The organism is Parabacteroides sp. AF18-52 (assembly GCF_003479145.1).
Lineage (GTDB): Bacteria > Bacteroidota > Bacteroidia > Bacteroidales > Tannerellaceae > Parabacteroides > Parabacteroides faecis.
Genome location: NZ_QUGR01000002.1, coordinates 562,814 through 581,261, shown reverse-complemented (window position 1 = coordinate 581,261; position 18,448 = coordinate 562,814). Strand labels below are relative to the sequence as shown.

Here is an 18,448-nt window from a genome sequence, read left to right as displayed (position 1 = left end):
CTTATTGATTGTTAGTTCTCATATTGCTCAGTTAGTTCCATTCTTCTGAAACTTAATACATTTTCATTAAACTCCGGATTTTGGAAATTGTTGTCTGAAATATATAATCCGTCTTCAAGCACGAAGAACATGACCGGGATGTAGGTGTTTTCCGGGAATAATGTTTCTCCGATTACTTGAAAATCTTTATCAAGGATCATAATGGAGAATTTTTTTCCGGTTTTCATCAGATCTGCAATATTATCCTGTTTGTTGAGTTCGCATGCCGGTTGAAAGAAGCGGTAGTAGACTTTCCGGTATTTATCGTAAATGATGTTTCCGTATGAAGCATTTTCTATAGATTCTTTTTGGGTGGCCTGGATATCTAACGGATAGTTGTTTTTAGGCAGACCGTTTATATATTGGCTTTTGCAAGGATATTTTTTGAATGTTTGGTTGTCGTGGGTGACATAAATGGAGTTGCTGATGAAAAAGGAATAGACGAAATTTGTCCCGTCGTAATCTCTGCTACAGGTAAAAATACCGTTTTCGTTTTCAGTTTCCCATAATCTGGGATAAGTCAAAGGTGATTTTTCCGTCTGTTTTGTCTGCATGTTGACTTTTATACAAAGAGGGTATCTTTCCAGAGCATCTCCATCGTATGGTTTATCAGAATACATAAGAGCCTGATATAGATAAATGCAGGAATCCTGCACAATCATCGGAGCATAGACCTTTGATGTTGGAGGGTGGCAAAGGGCTATTTGAGTATCAGTGATCAGGTTGTATTTATCCAGGATTTTCCCATTTCTGTTTATTCTGGATATTTTGAATTGATCGAATATCAGAATATTATCGAGATCTATTACCGTATGCCCGATGAAACGTCCGATTGCTTCAGGACCTTCCTGGGCAATTTTAATTTTATGGGATAATTTACAGGAGTCGAGCCTGTAGAAGTTCAGTTCGTTTGTTTGTTCATTTTCGTAACTTAAATAAGGGATACCTTCTGGGCTCATGTAAGAAAACATCGACATACTATAGCAATTCGTATTATCATCTATCGGGATCACGATACACTCTTTGCCTGGTTGCAGGGAGTATATCTTCTTGTCCTTACTGTTTTTACTTCCCAAACAAGAGGAAAGCAGGATGCAAATTGCATAAAAAGACAATAGATATATCCATATATTTTTCATATAAACACCGATCTTGAAAGTTTGATGTTGTAAATATAGAGATATTTACGAATGGTTCGTAGTTTGGGCTCGGGATTTCTGTTTTTTTAATATAAAGAGTATTATTCATAACCTTGCTCATATTCGAAACCCTCGATTGAGTCATACATGATTTTGTTCATAATCCGGATAATGAAATGTTGCATGGGTATAAAAAGAATTTCTTCTTATACCCGTCAATTTGTTGCAACAGACTTTATTATTGAATGATATTCCCGTCTATCGTAACGTCTTTACATTCCCGTGTTTTTATCAGATCCTCTAAGGTTAAGGCTTTGGGAGTCAGGAAAAGATTATCTGTGATTTTCAGACCGTCGACCGATTTGGCTGAAACGGCATCTGCTCCTGTCAACTGGAACCGGTTGTTCGTAATGGCGATATTACGATGTACATATCCCTCATTACGATCGTTTTCGGGAGCGATCAGGATGACCGGACCACCGCATTCGATAAAGTTATTGTTGCGGATGGTGACGTCGCGAGCCATACCCGATTCGAACCAGCTCCGGGCATCATCAGCGATCAGGATACCGCTCATTTGCATACGGAAGAAGGTGTTGTTCTCTATCAGTACTTTACGGCGGGTTGAAACGAGGATTCCACGGGTCGGGATACGGGCAAAGTAATTATCGCGAATAAGAACTTCCGGTGTGTAAGTGACATTTTCAACAACCAGTTCTTTTATCTCCCGGATATTTTGCGGAATATTCCTGTCGAGTGTAAGGAGGATTTCTCGCTCGTTCTTCATTTCTGCCTTTTTTACTTTGGCCGGGGCAAGGCTCATTAATGAATGAGGATCGATGAATTCGATCTCATTTCCCGGCAGAAATGACTGGAAGCCGTATGTCTGGTGATGCATGTATTTTACGGCTATCTGGTTGGAAGCCGGATAACCGGTCACGGCCAAATGTGTTCCGTGTATATTGATAGGATCATCGTGTGCGCCGAGGAAACGGGAATTTTCGATAGTTATTTTTCCTTTACATCCCGACATCTGTACGAAATCGGCAAAACCGGCGCAGGTACGTCCGCTTCCGGCTTCCGGTTCGAAAGTCAGGTTACGATAGGTGATATTTTCAGCCATTTGTCCGACGATTCCGAAGTTTCCCAGGAATGCCAGATGTATACCGTCCAATGTGATATTTTTACTGTATTGGATCAGTCCGCAAGCCTGGTCGCGGATACCGTCGCGCATTTGGAATACCGTGCCCGGCTTGACTTGGGGAGGATTGTCATATACGAAACGGAGCAGGTTAGGCTCTAGTTCGATGGCCTTACGAAGGTCGGGTAACGGTGACCAGCTGCGCCAGGTGATGTCTTTTTCTTTGTCGTAACTTTGGGCTATTCCGTCGGATAGAGTCCAATTGTCGCCGACAAAGGCAAAATGACCGTCTTTGACTGTGTAACGCGATTGCGGATGGATGCGTACTGTCATAAAGTTGCTACCTACTTCTATTACGGTCAGTTCCGGGACTGTCGGGTCGGAGGCTGTTACCGTGAAATTGCGGAGAGTAATATTTTCGCATTGGTCGATAACGAAGCTGGTCATCTCCCCATGTGTGACAAAGCGGGCACCCTGACCGTCTATCGTGACATTTTTCAACCCTTTCAGCCATAAACCGATATGTTTGGTCTGATCGGGGTTCTCCTTTTCTGAAGCAGTGTTGGAGATATGATATACTATCTGTGAAGAACTTTCACGGTGGAGGTTGTAATCTGCATTTTGCAGCTTGATAACGACGGCTTTCCCGTTGTAGTTCCGGGCTTGTTCGATAGCGGTCTGGAGCTTTTTCGTCATGTCTCCGTTTTCCGGTGCGACCCGGATCACCTGCTGGGCATTTACCGTAATGCCGATAAGGAGGCAAAGTGTAATAAAAATAGTTTTTTTCATGGTATGATTGATGAATTAAGAATGATAAACAGGCACAAATGTAAAGCGACTGTACCGAATTACCAAATAAAAGATATTGGATGATCGATTTTATCCTTATTTGAAATAGTATTTTACCAGACAGAAATTCGCATCTTCCGGTAAATCTTTTACTTTGTTGAACTCTTCGGCCGGGAAACTGTTGTGAAACGTTCCGATCTCTTCCGGAGATACGATGCTGATCATATATTCATCAGTGAATATACTTGTTTTCTTGATCTTTGCTCCCCCCTCCAGGGTGTCGAATACAAACGATTTCCCATCTTTTTTGCGATAGAAAACATTACACCATTTATCTATATTCCAGGTATTCAGAACTGTGTAATAATAGTCTTTATTTTGAAACTGCCGGAAAAAGCTGTAGGGTATTTCATGTGATTCTGTCAGTTGTGGAAATACATTAGGATCTTCTTTTACCCTTTCCTTGAAAGGTTTAAGGTTGATATTGGCAGGGCCGAAATCCCATTTATAGGCTAATTCCACGGTATCTTTTGTGAATCGGTATACTTCGTTGGCAAATTGAGTGGAAAAGTAATTTTCATTATTGTATTTGTAGAAGACATCGATACACATATTGGTCATAAAGTTATCGTCTGTTGTTTTCCAGAAGCCGCCGGTGACTTCCTCTTTATCCATATCATAGAATGTGACTGTATTTTCTTCCGGATTCCCCAGCAGGGTCCAATAAGCGAACAGACCTTTGTCGATTTCTATCATATCCGTCTCTCCTCCGGCCGGGAGTAAATTCCTTTTTATAAACTGTCCGTCCGTAGTATAGGTGTGTATGGCGCCCATCGGGCTTAATAGATGGATGAGGTTTTCTTCCGGTTTGACGATGGCTTCATAGATCAGGTTATATTCTCCGGGACCGTTGCCTTTCTTATCTATCTTGGACAGGTATTTGCCTTGTTTATCAAAACAGAAAAGTATGCCCGCATCCTTGTCATCGTCAAGAATATAATATTTGTCGTCAGTCTCGATAATTCGTCCGATCGCTTTGATCAGGCATTGATCGTTTGTTTCCAAAGGGATCACTTCTATCTTTTTGAACAGGGTAGAGGCTGCTAATTTTTGAGGAGAGAGTTCCACCTGTAAAATTTTTTGTTCCGTTTTGCTGTTTTGTTTGTTACAAGAGAGTAGTAACATACAGAGTAGTGATATGAAAAAGTATTTGTTCATGACAGTAATTGATTTCATTGAGTAGGCTGCAATGTAGCCAAATATTTCTATTTTTGTGTTTAAACACCGTAATAAATTATGGAACAGCAGAAAACAGGCCTTTTACAGGCGATAAAAAATAAGATCAACGCATTTCTTCACGATAAAGAGTTGAAAGAAAAGCTGTATGTTATCATTTTTGAATCGGATACACCCAAAGGAAAACTATTCGATGTCTTTCTGATCGGTTTTATCATAATGAGTGTTCTTGTCGTGATCCTGGAGAGTGTAGTGACCTTTTCCGATCATTTCAGGTTGGCGCTTCAGATCCTGGAGTATGTGTTTACCGGTTTTTTTACTTTCGAGTATCTGGTACGTATTTATTGTTCGCCAAAGCCTAAGAAGTATATTTTCAGCTTCTTCGGTATTGTCGATTTGCTGGCTACATTGCCGTTATACCTGGGGTTTCTTTTTACCGGTGCACGTTATTTGCTTATTATCCGGACATTCCGTTTGATCCGTGTATTTCGTGTATTCAAATTGTTTAATTTTCTGGAAGAGGGAAATCTTTTATTGGTTTCCCTGCGGTTGAGCAGTCGTAAAATATTTGTTTTTTTCTTTTTTGTCCTGATACTGGTGACTTCGATCGGAACGATCATGTATATGGTGGAAGGGACGCAGCCGGATACCCAGTTCAGCAATATACCTAATTGTATCTATTGGGCGATCGTGACTATGACGACGGTCGGTTATGGAGATATAACTCCGGTTACGCCTGTCGGTCGTTTTATCTCTGCCTGTGTGATGCTGATCGGTTACACGATCATTGCTGTTCCTACAGGAATTGTTTCTGCCACAATGATAAAAGAACATAAAAGACGGAGTGAATTGAGATGTCCTCATTGTTTTCGTGCAGGCCATGAAGAAGATGCCGGGTACTGCAGATTTTGTGGAGGGAAGCTGGACGATACGAAATAAAATTATCGAACCTATCTTTATTTTAACTATAGATTTTCACGAAACTTTCTATATTTGCCGGAAGAAAAGGGGAGGTATTATGAAAATTTCTATGAAAACACTACTGATCACGGTCGTGGCGGCTTTGGTCATTTCTTTTGTATTTGTTATTTGCGGATATTATTTGTTGGGTTCAGGAAGTTATCCTGTACTCTCTGCCGTTGTTTTGGGCATAGCATGGCTTCTAGCCCTTTGGTTATTGTTTTCTACTGTGTTCAGTAAAAAAAGGAAACGCGGACTGTTCTTGTTGATTTAATCTTTTGAATTACTGTTTATGTCTTTTAATGTGTCCTTTATAACGTACCATATAACACAGATGATCATGACCAGCATTATGGCACTTCCACCTACACTGATTATTGTTTTTATGTATTGATCCATCTTTTAATTTGATTAGGGTTTGTCAATTTTGTGATCAGTTGCTAAAGATAAGAATAAGATTTTCAATAATTCGGCTTTTATCAGAAAAAAACTATTGATATTTGTCTAATAATTAAATGCTATGTCAAGGATGAGGTTCAGAACCCGAATTACAAATAACATAAAGATATGGATAAGTTAATCAGAAATCGTGGATTACTTCTGTCATTGGGAAGTATGGCTGTTTTGAGCGGTTGTGCCCAACAGCCGCAGGAACAGAAAAAACCGAATATTGTATTCATCTTTGCGGATGATATGGGGTATGGAGATGTTTCTGCGCTGAATGAAAATTCAAAGATACAAACAACGAATATTGACCGCATAGCGAGTGAAGGGGTTACTTTCACAGATGCCCATTCCAGTTCGTCAGTCAGTACGCCCTCACGGTATAGTTTGCTGACCGGACGGTACAACTGGCGTTCAGACCTTAAATCGGGTGTTTTAATGGGATATAATAAGGCATTGATTTCCCCCGACCGCAGGACAATCGCTTCCGTATTAAGGGATCAGGGATATCAGACGGCATGTATCGGTAAATGGCATTTGGGTTGGGACTGGAATAACATCGAGGCTGGAAAGGATAGTGTGGATTTCAGTAAACCGATAACTAATGGTCCGACAACCAGAGGTTTCGATTACTTTTATGGTATCATTGCCTCTTTGGATATGGCTCCCTATGTGTACGTGGAAAATGATATGCCGACAGCGTTGCCGGACAGGGAAACTGTAAATGATGGTATGAAATATTGGCGTAAAGGTCCGACTGCGTCGGATTTCGACCATGAACAGACATTACCTAATTTTATTAACCGGGCAGTGGATTACATTCACGACAAATCGAAAGAAGATAAACCTTTCTATCTGTATCTTCCGTTACCGGCACCTCATACACCGATCCTTCCTATTAAGGAGTATCAGGGTAAATCCGGTCTGAATCCTTATGGCGATTTTGTCCTGATGGTGGACGATATGGTTGGAAAAGTGATGAAGGCCTTAAAAGAGGCAGGTGTTGAAGATAATACGATAATCGTTTTCAGTACCGATAACGGGTGTAGTCCGCAGGCTAAATTCGATGAACTTCAGGCCAAAGGGCACTATCCCAGTTATATTTACCGCGGGCATAAAGCGGACTTGTTTGACGGTGGTCACCGTATCCCGTGTGTGGTTCGCTGGCCGGCCCGGGTGAAACCGCATGTAGTGGACCAGACGGTGTGTCTGACTGACTTTTTTGCTACATTTGCTGCGGTTGCCGATTATCAACTGAGAGATTCGGAGGGAGAGGACAGTTACAATATCCTTCCTTTGCTGTTGAATGAAAAAGAAGGTGAGGTAATTCGTGAAGCCACTGTCCATCATTCTATAAACGGTGATTTCACGATTCGCAAAGGAGAATGGAAACTGTTATTATCTCCAGGTTCCGGCGGTTGGAGTTTCCCGAAACCGGGCACGGATGATGAAGTGATCAAGACGTTACCGTCGGTGCAACTTTATAATATGCAGTCCGATCCGGCAGAAAAGAACAATGTATATGCCGAACATCCTGAAGTCGTTAAAGAGTTGAAAGACCTGATGATCAAATATGTCAAAGAGGGCCGTAGTACTCCGGGTACTCCGCAGAAGAACGACGGACCGGAGGTCTGGAAGCAGTTGAGTTGGATGGAATAATTCATAAATAACCAGCGATTGGTTTATATCCCGGGTAGCATTTTTGTTACCCGGGATTTTTTGTATCCTTTTCTCCTTTCCGCAAACGTTTGCGTAGATTTTCCCTTAAATCTTTTTCTTACAACTGTTAATACTGTATTTTTGAACCATTAAACGAAATGAATAGAGAACACTTATTAATTTCAAATCAGTAATAAGCCATGAAAAAGTCTATTTTTATTTTATTGGGAGCAGCGCTCCTTTCCGTCCCGATATACGGGCAGGATAGTGGGATACCTTTCCAGAACACCATCAGGATCGAACAGGGCGACAGCCATGAAGTGATTATCGAGAAAGCAGCACATGTCGTGCCGACTCCGAACCAGTTGGATGCTTTACGGAATGAGTTCATCGCTTTTATCCATTTCGGACCGAATACGTTTACCCGGATGGAGTGGGGGAACGGAATGGAAGACCCGAAAGTGTTCGACCTGAAAGAGTTGGATACGGATCAGTGGTGCGAAGCAATGAACGCGGCCGGGATGAAGATGGTAATCATAACCGTGAAACACCATGACGGGTTTGTTTTGTGGCAAAGCCGCTATACGAAACACGGCATTATGTCGTCCGGCTTTGAAGGCGGTAAGGGGGATATCCTGAAAGAATTGTCCGCATCCTGTCAGAAATATGGGTTGAAACTGGGTATTTATCTTTCTCCTGCCGACCTGTACCAGATCGAAAGTCCGGACGGATTATACGGCAATCTGAGTAAATATACTAAACGGACGATCCCTCGGGAAGTTCCCGGCAGACCGTTTGCCAACAAGAAAAAGTTTGAATTTGTGGTGGACGATTATAACGAGTATTTCCTGAACCAGTTGTTCGAGGTGCTGACAGAATACGGACCGATACACGAAGTTTGGTTCGACGGTGCCCATCCGAAACGGAAAGGCGGTCAGACATACAACTACCATGCCTGGAAAGAACTGATCCAGGCGCTGGCTCCGAACGCCGTCATTTTCGGCCGTGAAGGAGTGCGCTGGTGTGGAAACGAAGCCGGAGGAACGCGCCCGACGGAATGGAATGTCATTCCTTATCAGGCAAATCCGGATACGATGAGTAATTTTGCTGATATGACAGACCCTGTATTGGGGGATCGGGAGAAGTTATATCAGGGGAAATTCCTGCATTACCAACAGGCTGAAACCAATACGTCCATCCGTGAAGGCTGGTTCTACCGCGATGATACACACCAGAAAGTCCGAAGTGCCGATGACGTATTCGATATTTATGAACGGGCTGTCGGAGGGAACTCCACTTTCCTGTTGAATATACCTCCTAACCGTGACGGTAAATTCTCTCCAGCGGATGTCAATGCTTTGGTAGAGACAGGAAAACGTATCCGGGAAACTTATGGTACCGATCTGTTCGACGGTGCACAGGGACCGAAACAGTTGCTTGATGGTAAAGAGGATACTTATCTGTTGCTGGACGGTACCAACAAAGAATTTGTGATCACGACTCCTTCAGCTGTTACGATCAACCGTATCATGCTTCAGGAAGCAGTAGCAACTCATAGCGAACGGGTTGAGAAATTTGCGATAGATGCCTGGATCGGCGGGGCCTGGAAGGAAATTGCCGTATCTACCAATATCGGTTATAAACGTATCCTCCGTTTCCCGGAAGTGACGACCGACAAGCTTCGTTTCCGTCTGCTGGAATCACGCCTGGCACCGGCTGTCAGTCATATTTCCGCCCATTACTATACATCCCGCCCTCCCCAGTTGAGTTTTAAACAGGATGTGAACGGACTGGTAACGATAGAACCTAAATTGCAGGACTTCGGTTGGAATCCTCACGGACAGAATGCGGCAGGTAACCTGAATGTCGGATATACCATTTATTATACGACGGATGGAACAGAACCGGGTGAAACTTCTGCAGAGTATAAAGAGCCGATCAAAACGGATCGCGGCGAACTGAAAGCAGTAGCTGTCCTGAAAGGAGAAAGGGGTGCAGTACACAGCGAACGCCTGGGACTTGCCAAGAAAGACTGGAAGCTGATCGGAGCAAGCAGCGAAACCAAGCGCCGTCCGGCTACAGCGGCTTTCGATGCTAAACCGGGAACTTACTGGCAATCGGAAGAAGGAACGTTGCCTCTTTATATCGCTATCGACCTCGGTTCCGTGCAAACATTGAACGGTTTTGCCTATACGCCGCAGACCCGTAATTCCGAAGGCATGATGGCTAAAGGTGTCATCAAGGTCAGTGAGGACGGAAAGAATTGGAAAGAGGTGGAACGTTTTGAGTTCGGCAATCTGATCAACGATCCGAGCAAACGTTACCATTATTTCAAGAAACCGGTATCCACCCGTTATGTCCGCGTGGAAGCAACGGAAATAGCGGCAGGCGGTAAAGAGGTTTCTATGGCAGAATTAGATCTGCTTTAATTGAAATTTGATTAAAAAGCTTTTGATGTCTCCGGAAAACAATTACTTTTGTTGCCCGGAGACATTTTTGTAACTAACATCTAATTATCATGAATATACGTGTTCTATCTTCTCTTCTCCTCTTTTTTTGTTGTTTGGCGTGTGCGGAAACACAAAAGAAAGAGTCGCTCGTCTTATGGTATAATGATCCCTCGGAAAGTTGGAATGACGCTCTCCCGATCGGGAATGGTCGTGCCGGTGCAATGGTGTTTGGCGGTGTAGATAAGGAACAGTTGCAACTGAATGAGAATACGCTTTACAGCGGTGAACCTTCAACGACGTTTAAGGATATCAGGATCACACCGGAAATGTTCGACAGGGTTGTCGGACTGATGAAAACCGGGAAATATGACCAGGCTTCCGACCTGGTCTGCAAACACTGGCTGGGACGCCTGCACCAGTATTACCAGCCTTTCGGCGATCTGTTTATCGAGAATAACAAGCCGGGTGAAGTCTCCGGTTACAGGCGGGAACTGAATATTTCCGATGCTGTTACCCGTACAGTCTTTGAACAGAACGGAGTACAGTATGAACGTGAGATTTTTGCATCCCATCCGGACGACGTTATCATCCTTCACATGAAGAGCAGTGCTCCCGATGGCCTGGACCTTTCCCTGAATTTCTCCTCTCCCCATCCCACGGCCAAACAGTCGGAAAGCGCTGACCGTCTGGTTTTGCACGGACAGGCACCAGGTTATGTGGAGCGCCGTACTTTTGAACAAATGGAAGCATGGGGTGACCAGTACAAACATCCGGAATTGTATGATGAGAAGGGAAACCGCAAATTCGATAAACGTGTGCTTTATGGTGACGAAATCGATAATAAAGGCATGTTTTTTGAAGCTCAGCTGAAACCTGTCCTGCCCAAAGGTGGTGATTATGAAATAACCGATAATGGTGTACATGTCTATAATACCGACGAAGTCTATTTTGTTTTAAGTATGGCAACCAGCTTCAACGGTTTCGACAAGAGTCCCAGCCGGGAAGGCGTAGATCCTTCCGCAAAGGCTGCCGGTATGTTGGAAAAGGCGCTGGCTTACGATTACAAACAATTGAAACAACGTCACATTGCAGACTACCGGAGTATGTTCGACCGTATGGACCTGCAGCTCATTTCTACTCCCGAACAGAAGGCAATGCCGACCGACCAGCGTATCCAACAATTTGAAAACGATCCCGATCCGGATTTGGCAGCCTTACTGTTTCAGTTCGGGCGTTACCTGATGATCAGCGGTTCGCGTCCGGGCGGACAGCCGCTGAACCTGCAGGGTATATGGAATAAAGATGTTGTACCGGCCTGGAACAGCGGATATACGATCAATATAAATACGGAAATGAACTATTGGCCGGCTGAACTCACAAATCTGTCGGAGTGCCATGAGCCGCTTTTCCGTTTGATCGACGAATTGGCTGTCTCAGGCGCCGAGACGGCCCGTAATATGTATAACCGTCGTGGTTGGGTTGGCCATCATAACACCTCCATCTGGCGTGAATCGGTTCCGAACGATAACGTGCCGACTGCCTCTTTCTGGCCGATGGTACAAGGTTGGTTATGCAGTCATTTATGGGAACATTATCAGTTTACTCAGGATAAAGAATTTTTGAAGAACCGTGCTTACCCGTTGATGAAAGGGGCTGCCGAGTTCTTTTCCGACTGGTTGGTCGAAGATGGTAACGGCCATCTGGTTACTCCTGTCGGCGTATCTCCTGAAAACCGTTTCATCATGGATAACGGAAAACAGGGAGCGATGAGCATGGGACCGACAATGGATATGTCTATCGTCCGGGAAACATTTACCCGCACCCTGGAGGTTGCCGAAATGTTTGGGCTGGACGAACCGCTCCGGACAGAACTGAAAGAAAAGTTACCCCGCCTGCTTCCTTTCCGGATCGGCGAACGTGGCCAGTTGCAGGAATGGATGTACGATTTCAAGGAATGGGAACCGAAACATCGTCATTTCTCCCATCTGTATGGCTTGTATCCCGGTGACCAGATTACCGCTGATGCTACTCCCGACCTGTTCGATGCCGCTAAACAAACACTGATCCTGCGCGGCGATGAAGCTACTGGTTGGTCGATGGGCTGGAAGATCAATTGCTGGGCACGTTTACTGGATGGCAACCATGCTTACAAGATCGTCTCTAATCTCTTTAACCCTGTCGGTTTCGGTAACGGACGCAAGGGGGGCGGACTGTTCAAGAATATGCTGGATGCACATCCGCCTTTCCAGATCGACGGGAACTTCGGTTATACGGCTGGTGTTGTCGAAATGCTGCTGCAGAGTCATGCCGGGTTCGTGCAATTGTTGCCGGCCCTTCCGGACGTATGGAATGAAGGAAGCGTATCGGGCCTGAAGGCTCGTGGTAATTTTGAAGTAGCCATGAACTGGAAACAAGGTAATTTGTCGGAAGCGACGATCCTTTCCGGAAGCGGTAACGAGTGCAGGTTGAGGACATCCCTTCCTGTTACGGTTAAACAGGGTAGTAAAGAGGTGGCGACTTCTTCCCCGATCACTTCCAACGGGAAAGAATACCATGAAGTAGTCTTTGCGACTGTTGCCGGGAATAGCTACCGGGTGAATCCGGTAACTCCCTGAGGTAGTCAGTATGACCTGGAAGATAGTTCTAGTTACCTGCCGATGAAATTTGTTGCCGACACTGTCGACAATATTGTTGACGCTGTCGAAAGCTTTGCCGACACTGTCGTTTATTTTGCCGACAGTGTCGGCAACAGTTTACATCAGCAGGTAATCATGGAAATATCCTATCGGATAAGAACTTACACTTAGATGATCACAAATATAAAGGACGTAATATAAATATAGAACTCTTATGAACAAAAAATTAACCTTATTAAGTACAGCTATGCTGTCGGTAACGAGTTTGCTGGCCGCAGACAAGAATCCGAACGTTATCCTGATATTGGCTGACGATATGCGTGGCTCTGCCATGAATTTCCTGGGTGTAGAAGATGTACATACCCCGAATCTGGATAAACTGGCTGCCGAAAGTACGGTCTTTTCCAATGCCCATATCATGGGGGGAACTTCCGGTGCCGTCAGTATGCCGAGCCGTGCTATGCTGATGACAGGGAAATATCTGTATACCCTGGAAAAACAGGGAGCGACTGTTCCCGACGATCATATACTGATCGGGGAAGCCCTGCAACAGGCAGGATATAATTCTTTCCATACCGGTAAATGGCATAACGGATACCAGGCTATGAACCGTTGCTTCAACGATGCAAAAGGTATCTATTTCGGAGGAATGTATGACCACTGGAATGTCCCCCTTTACGATTACAATGCAGACGGTAATTATGGCAAGAAACGTCCGGTCGTTAAAAACTGGGGAAAGAGTAACGAAGTGACGTATGAAGTCGGAGAATATATGTATTCAGGTAAACATTCCGTAGATATTTTTACGGAAGATGCCGTCGAATATATCGAAAAGCAAAAAGGAGCCGGCAAACCGTTCTTCCTTTCTGTTGCCTATATGTCCCCTCACGATCCGCGTACGATGCCGGATGAATATATGCGTCAGTACGACCGGGATAATATCCAGTTGCCGCCGAACTATATGGATAAGCACCCGTTCGACAACGGCGAACTGGTGATCCGCGATGAAGTGCTGGCTACCATTCCCCGTGTACCGGATGAAATTAAAAAACACATTACGGAATATTATGCAATGATAACGCATGTGGACCGTCGTGTGGGCGATATCGTCAAAGCATTGAAAGAGACCGGAGAATATGAAAATACGATCATTGTCTTTGCCGGCGATAACGGATTGGCAGTCGGGCAGCATGGTCTGATGGGGAAACAGAACGTTTATGAGCATAGCGTGCGTGTCCCTCTGATGATCAAGAGTACAGGAAATAATATCCAGGGAAAGATCAGCGATAAACTTTGCTATTTGATCGATGTCTTCCCGACCGTGTGCGATATGGTCGGTGCGGATATACCTTCCTCCGTAGACGGGGTTAGCCTTGTCCCTGCTATCAAAGAAGACAAGCCGGTACGGGATTACTTGTATTACAGTTACATGGATAACCAGCGTGCCGTATCCGACGGTGAATGGAAGTTGTGCGAGTATAATGTAAAAGGCGTGCGTACCACCCAGTTGTTCGATCTGAAGAACGACCCCTGGGAGATGACTAATCTGGCGGGAGAGAAGAAATACGGTAAGATCATCAAGAAGCTGCGTAAGCAAATGTCTTTGGAGCAGGTAGAAACGAAAGACAATTCGGCTTTCTGGAACGGATTTGTATTCTAAAATTACTATCTTTGCGGCTGTTTGAATAAAATAAAGAATTTAGAAATGGAAACAGTAGTAAGTGGCATCAGGCCAACAGGTAATTTGCATCTGGGGAATTACTTCGGAGCAGTAAAGAGTTTTCTGCAAATGCAGAATGAGTATAATTGCTTTTTCTTTATTGCAGACTGGCACTCCTTGACTACGCATCCGCGTCCGGCAAACATCCGCGAAAGTGCAAAGACGATCCTGGCTGAGTATCTGGCTTGCGGTATCGATCCGGAGAAGGCTACCATCTATATACAGAGTGACGTTCGCGAAGTGGCGGAACTGTATCTCTACCTCAATATGAATGCCGGTATCGGTGAATTGATGCGTACGACTTCGTTCAAGGATAAAGCGCGTCAACAACTGCATATCGACCGTGTGAATACCGAAGAAGGCGATGTCGAAAGAGAGATCTTTAACGAAGGGAACAAACATAGTGTAAATGCAGGTTTGTTGACTTATCCGACTTTGATGGCTGCCGATATCATTATCCACAAAGCTTTGAAGGTGCCGGTAGGAAAAGACCAGGAACAGAATATGGAGATGGCGCGCCGTTTCGCCCGCCGTTTCAATTCAACCTATGAAGTTGAGTTCTTCCCTGAACCTGCTTCTTTCCACCTGACAGAGAAGGCTGTGAAAGTGCCGGGTCTGGACGGTTCCGGTAAGATGGGTAAGAGTGAAGGCAATGCGATCTACCTGATCGACGACGAGAAAGCGATCAAGAAAAAGGTAATGAAAGCGGTAACCGATGCAGGTCCTACGGAACCGAACAGTGTGAAACCCGAACCGATCGCTAATTTGTTTGCCATGATGGATATCGTATCAACAAAAGATACATACGACTTCTTCAACGAAAAGTACAATAACTGTGAAATCCGCTACGGCGATATGAAGAAGCAGTTAGCCGAAGATATCAATAATTTCTGTGCCCCGATCCGTGAACGTATTCTTGACATCCGTGCCAACGAAGAGTATATGGAAAAGGTTGCCCGCATGGGAGCAGAGAAAGCGAGTGCGAGCGCTGCCAGGACATTAGCAGAAGTTCGTGAGATCATCGGTTTCCGTCCGTATTGATAATAAGCTGATTATGAATGGAAAAGGCATGCAAAAGTTATACAAAAGTCATACTTTTTGCGTGCCTTTTTATTATAATATTGTAAAGTTACCTAATAGACTTTCAACCTGCTCTTTCAGTTTTGGTAAACTTTTATTGACTACACCCCAGATAATGACATTATCGACTTTATCGTAACCATGAATTACAAAGTTACGTAGGTCGACAATCTTTCTTGCATCATCAATCTGGATATCAGGCTCTAGGTCTAATATATGCTTTGCCGCTTCACCGATAATCTCTAGTTCTCGTTCTACTGCTCTGCGTAACAACTTATTCTGCTCGTAAGCAAAGAAATCTCTTCTCTCTCCCAAATATTCCTCGATTGATAAGATCGATTGTAGAATATCGTATAGATATTTTTGAATACTACGTGCCATATAGAAGTTGTTTTGTCTGTTCTACATCAGCAATAAAGAATGGGTTTGAAAGTGAACGACGAGTGACCAGGTCTATTTTCCTTCGAAATAATTCTGACAGCTTATTGTGCAAGAGGAAGTAGTTGTCTGTATATTCCTCAATGGAAATATCAGGTTCAAACTCGATCAACAGATCTATATCGCTGTTTTCTGTGAATCTGGGAGTATTTACTGAGCCGAAGGCATAAAGACTCTTAACCTTATAGCGTAGACAAAGTTCCTTTAATGTTTCCAGTTTATTATGTAAGATGTGATTCATATTACCTCCTGTCTTTTTGTTCTTACAACAAAGATAGTAATCTTGTACATTCATATCAAGTTTGGTATTACATTAACTATCCTTTAGCTCATTATTTCTTAAATATGTGATAAAGAAGTTGAAATTTTACCTGATTATCAGGAAAACTGTTTTACTTTGCAGGGAATAGTTACAGATAACAAACGTATGGCAGCCATTTCCAGCGGAGAGTTTGAACGATATTTCAGGGAGTTATATAAACCCCTGTGTTTGTTTGCGCTCCGTTTTACCGAACGCTTAGATGATGCGGAGGATATTGTACAGCAAGCTTTTGCCGATGTATGGGATAAGAATATCAATGATGTGTTGATTGAGAATCTTAAATCTTATATGTATCAGGCTGTGCGTAATCGTTCCCTGTCGTTGGTTACGCAACCGGTCGATGTGCAAACCACCGATCAGTTCCCGGATATGGAAGACTCTTCCGAGGAAGAGCAGATCTACAATGCCGAACGTGATTCCCGCCTGTGGACGGCTATCGACGGTTTACCACCCGAACGCAAAAAAATCTTTTTACTTTCCAAACGCGACGGACTGAAATATCAGGAGATCGCCGAAGAACTGAACATCTCGATAAAAACTGTTGAGAATCAGATGGGTAAAGCATTGAAATCTTTGCGGGAGACAGCTGTGCGTATCTATAACTTTCTGTTTGGTCTGGCGTGACCAAATAAAAAAATGAAACCGGAATAGGGGTTTTTTCCACTATCTCTGTCTTAGAGACAAAAGGTATTACAAATTTTGTTTCACTAAGAAAGAGAGTAATGATGATGAAGAAGATTATTTCTTGCGTGATGTTGATGATGATGTTGATGTGTGTGACGGAGGTTAGTGCACAGTGGTCTGTAACTCCTGAGGCCGGAATGAATGTGACGAAGTATAAGAATTCGCCTGCCGCGGTTGGCTTTAAAGCTGGTGCGGCTGTGAGTTATACTTTTGGTTCAGGATTGTTTTCACTTCAATCCGGCCTGTATTACGTACAGCGGGGAACAGGGAAATCGTTTTTCGGAACGGCTTATGGTAAAGGTGTAGATAAAGACGGAAAGGAGCAGGACCGCTATCTTTATTTCGCTCCGGAGTATTTGGGTTACGGAGGCTCCGGCGATTGGGGATCTTACGGAGGCTATTTCGGCTACGGCACTTATCAGAATGGTATCAGTGGATTTTTTCCGCAGGATATGCGGATAGAAGGTATCCGTTTGTCGGAAAGCAGTTGCCGTAGGGATTATCTGCAATTACCGGTTCTGGCCCGTTTTAACTGGAAGATTGGTAAGGATGTAAAGTTGCATGTGGCTGCCGGCCCTTATTTGGCGTATGGAATTTCAGGAAAGAAGAAATATACGTGGAGAGAAATCTCAGAAAAGGGATATTTATCGAATGCTGACTCTTGGAGTCCGTTTGGGAAAAACAGTAGTTATGAACGTTTCGACTGGGGCTTTATGCTTAATGCCGGTATTGAAGTAAAGCGCTTTACGCTCAACGTTTCTTATGATATGGGCTTGGGTAAAGAGTATAAATATGATGATATAGGTTTGAAATATCATACCGTAAGCTTTACAGTAGGATATAGATTTTAGATAATAAATAAATATGAACAACGAGCAGGAAAATAAATTGGAACAACGCATCCGTTTCGTAGCGAAACACTACGAGGAAGGACGTTTGGATACTGATAAGGCCTGGCAGCAGTTTGCCGCCAAGCATCAGGTACGCCGTACGGTCTCTTTCCGTCGCTACTGGATGGCAGCAGCTTCGGTATTGTTACTGCTCATTGGTTTTGGAACTTATTATATAACAGATCGTAATTCCCCCGAATGGGTAGCAATAACGACTATCCCGGGACAGATCAAGGATGTTTACCTACCAGACAGTACGCTGATATCGATGGCTGGAAATTCTTCCATCCGATATGATGCGAAATCTTACGGAAAGGAACGGCGTGTGGTGGAGATGAAAGGAAAAGCCTTTTTCAAGGTGACGCGGAATGAAACACGCCCCTTTTCTGTCTATACTGAGCGGACGGAAGTCACCGTGCTGGGTACCAGTTTTCAGATAAACGAGCAACCGGACGGGACGGATGTGAATGTGATGACCGGTAAGGTTAGCTTCGGCACTACCGGAAATGAAACGGACAAAGTGATATTAACTGCCGGCATGTCGGCTTCATACTCTATGGAAAGTAAAGGAATCACTCTACTTGAAGAAGAAGATCTTAACACCCTGTCGTGGAAAACCCGGCAGTTACGCTTCAATGATACCCCGCTTGAAAAGGTGATCGGCGATCTGAACGAATATTATCAGGTAAAAGTAATCAATAAAGCAGAAAATCCGAATCTGAAGCTGACGGCCACTTTCAATGATCTTCCGCTGGAAGATGTTTTATTGGTTATCAATCAGACGCTCGATACCCGCCTGGCTCCTGAATCCAATAAATAAG

Annotated in this window: 15 protein-coding genes; 10 read left to right on the top strand and 5 right to left on the bottom strand. The window is 43.9% G+C overall.

Annotated elements, in window-relative coordinates:
* Positions 1–11: 11 nt before the first annotated feature.
* From DWX23_RS05875 to DWX23_RS05865, 3 genes are all read right to left on the bottom strand, one after another.
* Positions 12–1,178, bottom strand: coding sequence for a DUF4221 family protein (locus DWX23_RS05875; RefSeq protein ID WP_122373778.1), 1,167 nt, complete (start codon positions 1,176–1,178; stop codon positions 12–14).
* A 238-nt stretch (positions 1,179–1,416) separates the two neighbouring features.
* A complete protein-coding gene (locus tag DWX23_RS05870) occupies positions 1,417–3,108 on the bottom strand; it encodes a right-handed parallel beta-helix repeat-containing protein (protein ID WP_122373777.1) in 1,692 nt (563 codons plus the stop codon).
* 96 nt (positions 3,109–3,204) lie between these two features.
* A complete protein-coding gene (locus DWX23_RS05865; protein ID WP_122373776.1) occupies positions 3,205–4,326 on the bottom strand; it encodes a 6-bladed beta-propeller in 1,122 nt (373 codons plus the stop codon).
* A gap of 78 nt (positions 4,327–4,404) precedes the next feature.
* Here DWX23_RS05865 and DWX23_RS05860 point away from each other — a divergent pair, with 78 nt between their 5' ends.
* From DWX23_RS05860 to trpS, 7 genes are all read left to right on the top strand, one after another.
* Positions 4,405–5,283, top strand: a complete 879-nt coding sequence (locus tag DWX23_RS05860) for an ion transporter (protein WP_122373775.1) — start codon at positions 4,405–4,407, stop codon at positions 5,281–5,283.
* Between the two features lie 91 nt (positions 5,284–5,374).
* The gene (locus DWX23_RS05855; RefSeq protein WP_122373935.1) at positions 5,375–5,578 is read left to right on the top strand and encodes a hypothetical protein; all 204 of its coding nucleotides are present in this window, start codon (positions 5,375–5,377) and stop codon (positions 5,576–5,578) included.
* A 293-nt stretch (positions 5,579–5,871) separates the two neighbouring features.
* Positions 5,872–7,407, top strand: a complete 1,536-nt coding sequence (locus DWX23_RS05850; protein WP_122373774.1) for a sulfatase-like hydrolase/transferase — start codon at positions 5,872–5,874, stop codon at positions 7,405–7,407.
* Positions 7,408–7,607: 200 nt separating this feature from the next.
* A complete protein-coding gene (locus DWX23_RS05845; RefSeq protein WP_122373773.1) occupies positions 7,608–9,836 on the top strand; it encodes an alpha-L-fucosidase in 2,229 nt (742 codons plus the stop codon).
* An 89-nt stretch (positions 9,837–9,925) separates the two neighbouring features.
* A complete protein-coding gene (locus DWX23_RS05840) occupies positions 9,926–12,472 on the top strand; it encodes a glycoside hydrolase N-terminal domain-containing protein (protein WP_122373772.1) in 2,547 nt (848 codons plus the stop codon).
* Between the two features lie 235 nt (positions 12,473–12,707).
* Entirely contained in the window at positions 12,708–14,153 is a 1,446-nt protein-coding gene (locus DWX23_RS05835; RefSeq protein ID WP_122373771.1) for a sulfatase-like hydrolase/transferase, read from the top strand.
* 45 nt (positions 14,154–14,198) lie between these two features.
* Positions 14,199–15,254 (top strand): tryptophan--tRNA ligase, encoded by a 1,056-nt coding sequence (gene trpS, locus DWX23_RS05830; protein WP_122356940.1) that lies wholly within the window; start codon positions 14,199–14,201, stop codon positions 15,252–15,254.
* A 72-nt stretch (positions 15,255–15,326) separates the two neighbouring features.
* Here trpS and DWX23_RS05825 read toward each other — a convergent pair whose 3' ends face one another.
* Together DWX23_RS05825 and DWX23_RS05820 are read right to left on the bottom strand one after the other, a co-directional pair.
* Positions 15,327–15,674, bottom strand: coding sequence for a DUF86 domain-containing protein (locus DWX23_RS05825; protein ID WP_122373770.1), 348 nt, complete (start codon positions 15,672–15,674; stop codon positions 15,327–15,329).
* Complete coding sequence (locus tag DWX23_RS05820; RefSeq protein WP_122373769.1) at positions 15,664–15,972, bottom strand: nucleotidyltransferase family protein; 309 nt, start codon at positions 15,970–15,972, stop codon at positions 15,664–15,666. Before DWX23_RS05820 ends, DWX23_RS05825 begins: the two co-directional genes overlap by 11 nt.
* Positions 15,973–16,158: 186 nt before the next feature.
* Here DWX23_RS05820 and DWX23_RS05815 point away from each other — a divergent pair, with 186 nt between their 5' ends.
* From DWX23_RS05815 to DWX23_RS05805, 3 genes are all read left to right on the top strand, one after another.
* Positions 16,159–16,677: an RNA polymerase sigma-70 factor gene (locus tag DWX23_RS05815; RefSeq protein WP_122356942.1), complete on the top strand. Its 519-nt coding sequence runs from the start codon at positions 16,159–16,161 to the stop codon at positions 16,675–16,677.
* Positions 16,678–16,781: 104 nt separating this feature from the next.
* Entirely contained in the window at positions 16,782–17,588 is an 807-nt protein-coding gene (locus DWX23_RS05810; RefSeq protein ID WP_233564439.1) for a porin family protein, read from the top strand.
* A 13-nt stretch (positions 17,589–17,601) separates the two neighbouring features.
* A complete protein-coding gene (locus tag DWX23_RS05805) occupies positions 17,602–18,447 on the top strand; it encodes a FecR family protein (protein WP_122373768.1) in 846 nt (281 codons plus the stop codon).
* The last annotated feature ends 1 nt before the right edge of the window (position 18,448 follow it).

Bases quoted from the DNA above. Each gene is read 5' to 3' on its own strand.
- DWX23_RS05850 (WP_122373774.1), top strand. From the start codon at position 5,872: ATGGATAAGTTAATCAGAAATCGTGGATTACTTCTGTCATTGGGAAGT.
- DWX23_RS05825 (WP_122373770.1), bottom strand. From the start codon at position 15,674: ATGGCACGTAGTATTCAAAAATATCTATACGATATTCTACAATCGATC.
- DWX23_RS05840 (WP_122373772.1), top strand. From the start codon at position 9,926: ATGAATATACGTGTTCTATCTTCTCTTCTCCTCTTTTTTTGTTGTTTG.
- DWX23_RS05835 (WP_122373771.1), top strand. From the start codon at position 12,708: ATGAACAAAAAATTAACCTTATTAAGTACAGCTATGCTGTCGGTAACG.
- DWX23_RS05860 (WP_122373775.1), top strand. From the start codon at position 4,405: ATGGAACAGCAGAAAACAGGCCTTTTACAGGCGATAAAAAATAAGATC.
- DWX23_RS05805 (WP_122373768.1), top strand. From the start codon at position 17,602: ATGAACAACGAGCAGGAAAATAAATTGGAACAACGCATCCGTTTCGTA.
- DWX23_RS05865 (WP_122373776.1), bottom strand. From the start codon at position 4,326: ATGAACAAATACTTTTTCATATCACTACTCTGTATGTTACTACTCTCT.
- trpS (WP_122356940.1), top strand. From the start codon at position 14,199: ATGGAAACAGTAGTAAGTGGCATCAGGCCAACAGGTAATTTGCATCTG.
- DWX23_RS05820 (WP_122373769.1), bottom strand. From the start codon at position 15,972: ATGAATCACATCTTACATAATAAACTGGAAACATTAAAGGAACTTTGT.
- DWX23_RS05815 (WP_122356942.1), top strand. From the start codon at position 16,159: ATGGCAGCCATTTCCAGCGGAGAGTTTGAACGATATTTCAGGGAGTTA.
- DWX23_RS05855 (WP_122373935.1), top strand. From the start codon at position 5,375: ATGAAAACACTACTGATCACGGTCGTGGCGGCTTTGGTCATTTCTTTT.
- DWX23_RS05810 (WP_233564439.1), top strand. From the start codon at position 16,782: ATGAAGAAGATTATTTCTTGCGTGATGTTGATGATGATGTTGATGTGT.
- DWX23_RS05870 (WP_122373777.1), bottom strand. From the start codon at position 3,108: ATGAAAAAAACTATTTTTATTACACTTTGCCTCCTTATCGGCATTACG.
- DWX23_RS05845 (WP_122373773.1), top strand. From the start codon at position 7,608: ATGAAAAAGTCTATTTTTATTTTATTGGGAGCAGCGCTCCTTTCCGTC.
- DWX23_RS05875 (WP_122373778.1), bottom strand. From the start codon at position 1,178: ATGAAAAATATATGGATATATCTATTGTCTTTTTATGCAATTTGCATC.